A 3,690-nucleotide genomic window follows, 5' to 3' on the forward strand; every position below is an offset into this window, starting at 1 on the left:
ACGGCCTGGGCGCCCGTCGGCCCGTCGGCGGCGATGCTGCCCAAGGCGGTCGTGCGCGTGCGGCGCCCCTGGGACGAGGCGGCGTGGCCGCTCTCCAATCGCGGATATTCCCGGCTGCGCTCCGCGATCCCGCGCCTGACCGCGGCGTGACGGTCCGGCGCCCTCATGCAGGCCCGGCCTGGCTGGTGCCGCGACGACCCAGCCTGCACCGAAGCCGGCATTTCCCCGCATCGGCTCTGGCCCGGACCCCGGCTTTCAGCGTAGCCGGAACGCCATGTTCCATCTGATCTTCAGCCTGCCCTGCCTGTACGTCGTGACCCGGGTGCTCTGGCCGCTGCCGGGCCCGCCTGCCGCGAAGGCCGGGATCGCCGTGCTGCTGCTCGTCGCCTCCCAGTATCACCTGTGGTGCCGCCTCTCGTCCGGCTCGGTGTTCGCGCCCGAGTTTCCGCGGTGGCTGGTGGTTCTGTTCAACTGGGCCTTCGGCGCCATCCTGCTGCTGGCGGTGATGCAGCTCGCGCTCGACGTGATCGCGCTGGTCTCGCTGCCCCTGGGCGGCTGGGCGATTCCGGCCGGATGGCGCTACGCGGCCGCGACGGCGGCGATGCTCCTGTCGGCGCTCGGCGTCCAGCAGGCCGTGCGCGTGCCGGCGCTCAAGGACGTCGACATCGCGATCGAGAACCTGCCGGACGCCTTCGAGGGCTACACGATCCTGCAGCTCACCGACCTGCACATCAGCCGGCTCTTCCCGGCATCCTGGACCCGGGAGGTCGTCGCGCGGTCCAACCGGCTCGGCGTGGACCTCATCGTCATCACCGGCGACCTGATCGACGGCGCCCCGGCTTCGCGGCGCGCCGACGTCGAGCCCCTGGGCCAGCTCGGTGCACCGGACGGCGTCTGGTTCGTGCCCGGCAACCACGAATACTTCTTCGACTACCCCGCTTGGATGCGGCGGTACTCGGAACTCGGCCTGACGGCGCTCGCGAACCGGCATACGGTGCTGAGGCGGGGCGACGCCGCCCTGGTGCTCGCCGGCGTGACCGATCGGTCTGCGCCGCATACGGGACACCCCGGTCCGGACCTCGACGCCGCGCTCGCAGGGGCACCGCGGGACGCACCCGTCCTCCTGCTCGATCATCAGCCGAAGGGGGCGCGGGCGGCGGCCGCGCACGGCGTCGCGCTGCAGCTGTCGGGACATACCCATGGCGGGACGATGTGCGGGTTCGACCGCCTGTTCGCCCGCGCCAACGAGGGCTTCGTCTCGGGCCGCTACCGGGTCGGCGGCATGACGCTCTACGTCAACAACGGCACGGCGTTGTGGCCAGGCTTCGCCCTCAGGCTCGGCCGACCTTCCGAGCTGACGCGCATCACGCTGCGCCGCGCCGACGCGTCCATCGATCCCGCTCGGCCCCTGGCGCCGGGATAGGCGAACGTCGGATCACCCCCATCGACGATCATCCTCGGGATGCACCCAGCAGCCGGCTTGGATCGTCGCCCGATCACGCGGCCGATCTATCGGCCGGCCGTCGGGTCCTCGCGAAGCGCTCGTCTGGATAGAGTAGAGATTACTTACGACCCACCGACCGCCCCGAGACGCGGCGATGTCGAACCCGGGTCGAACCACAGTCGTCGTTCCCGGACGCTCGGACGGGCTCCACCGTTCACTCAGCATTTACTACGGAACCGGGATTATGCAACCGATGGTTGCAGATTGGGTTGCATCGAAAACCTGGAGGTTTTCATGTCCGCATCCCCCCTTTCCGTGCTCGGCTCGTCCACCCGCTCGCTCGAATGGCTCGCCGGCCCCGGCGCGTTGCTGTCCTCGACCGCCCTGTCGACGGGCCAGCTCGGAAGCCTCGGCCCGATCGCCTCGTTGATCGAGGGCGCGGTCGACGGCGGCTCGACGGAGACCGGAGCCTCGCTGCTTCCCGACGCGATCGAGGCCACCGCCAACCAGGTCGTCCTCCAGACGCACGCCCAGATCGAGGAGGTCGGCCACGAGGTCGCTCCGGCGAACGGACCGCTCCACGGGCTGACCAACCTCGGCGAGACCCTCGGGCTCGGCCATCTCGGGGAGACCGGAAACCTTCTGACCGATCTCGGCGGCGTCGCCGCGAACCCGACCGGCACCGAGGCGGTCGGTCCGCTGCTGACCGATGCCGGCGGCGTCGCCGCCGCCGCCGGAACGCTGGCGGAGACGGTCGGCGCGGTGCCGGCATCCGGCAACGGCCTCGTCGGCAGCGGCAGCATCCTCGGCCCCGCGACCAGCATCCTGAACCAGGCCGTCCTCGACGTGCACGCCACGCTCGAGACCGTCGGCCACCAGATCCCGGTTCTCAATGCGCCGATCCACGCCGTCACCGGCCTCGGCGAAACCCTCGGGCTCGGCCATCTCGACACCGCGGGCAACCTGCTGACCGACGTCACCACCCTGCCCGGTTCCCTCCTCGGCGGCGGCGGCCTCCAATCCGCGACGCCGGTCCTCGGCGATCTCGGCCACGTTCTCGGGTCGGTCGATACGCTGGTCGGCTCGCTGACCGGTGCGGCGAGCGCCGGCGGCCTGCTGTCCGGGGACGGGCTGCTCGCTCCGGTGACGAACCTCGCCAACGGCGCGGTCCTCAACATTCACGCGACGCTGGAGAACATCGGCCACGAGATCCCGCTCCTGAACGATGCGCTGCACGGCCTGACCAACCTCGGCGAGACGATCGGCCTCGGCCATCTCGGCGAGAGCGGAAACCTCGTGACCGATGTCGTGGCCCTGCCCGGCAATCTCCTCGGCGGCGAGGGCCTGGCGGCGCTGTCGCCGATCCTCGGCGATGTCGGCGCGGTGACGAACGCGGCCGGAGGTCTTCTCGGCGGCGTCACCGGTCTCGTGGGCGGACTGGGCGGCCTGACCGGCGGCGGCACGAGCGCCACGGGCACGCTTCTCGGCGCCGGCGCTCCGCTGCAGCCGGTGGGCGAACTCGCCAACGGGGTCATCGACGGCATCCATGCCGGCCTCGAGCAGATCGGCCACGACGTGCCGATCCTCAACGACACGCTGCATTCGGTGATCGGGCTCGGAAATACCGTCGGGCTGGGCGAGCTCGGCGACACCAGCAACCTCCTGACGGACACGGTCAACCTGCCAAGCGCGATCCTGAGCGGAAACGCACCGGCGGCGATCGGGCAGATCGTCGGCGATGTCGGGCACGTGGTCGACGCCGCGGGCGGTGTCGTCGGCTCCGCCACCGGGATCCTCGGCGGCCTCGATGGTCTCGGTGCCGGAGGGATCGCGACCGGCACGCCCGTCGACGGGCTCCTGACTCCCGTCACGTCGGTCGTCGGCGGGCTGACCGGCGGCGCCGGCACGAGCGCCACGGGTGCGCTCCTCGGCGCCGGCGCTCCGCTGCAGCCGGTGGGCGACCTCGCCAACGGGGTCATCGACGGCATCCATGCCGGCCTCGAGCAGATCGGCCACGACGTGCCGGTCCTGAACGATCCCATCCATTCGGTGATCGGGCTCGGCAACACCGTCGGGCTGGGCGAGCTGGGCGACACCAGCAACCTGCTGACGGACGTCGCCAACCTGCCGGGTGCCGTTCTGACCGGCAGCGGACCGGCGGCGGTCGGGCAGGTCGCGGGCGATCTCGGGCACGTCGCGGACGCCGCGAGCGGCGTCCTCGGCTCCGTGACGGGGGCCCTCGGCGG

Annotated in this window: 2 protein-coding genes; both read left to right on the forward strand. The window is 71.6% G+C overall.

What is annotated here, in order from left to right:
- The first annotated feature begins 274 nt into the window (after window positions 1-274).
- On the forward strand, window positions 275-1,423 hold the full coding sequence (locus tag FV230_RS25770) for a metallophosphoesterase (RefSeq protein ID WP_147844410.1): 1,149 nt from the start codon (window positions 275-277) through the stop codon (window positions 1,421-1,423).
- Window positions 1,424-1,738: 315 nt separating this feature from the next.
- A partial coding sequence (locus tag FV230_RS25775; protein WP_147844411.1) for a hypothetical protein occupies window positions 1,739-3,690 on the forward strand: 1,952 nt, incomplete at its 3' end.

Origin of the sequence: Methylobacterium sp. WL6, assembly GCF_008040095.1 — a bacterium.
Classification (GTDB): Bacteria; Pseudomonadota; Alphaproteobacteria; order Rhizobiales; family Beijerinckiaceae; genus Methylobacterium.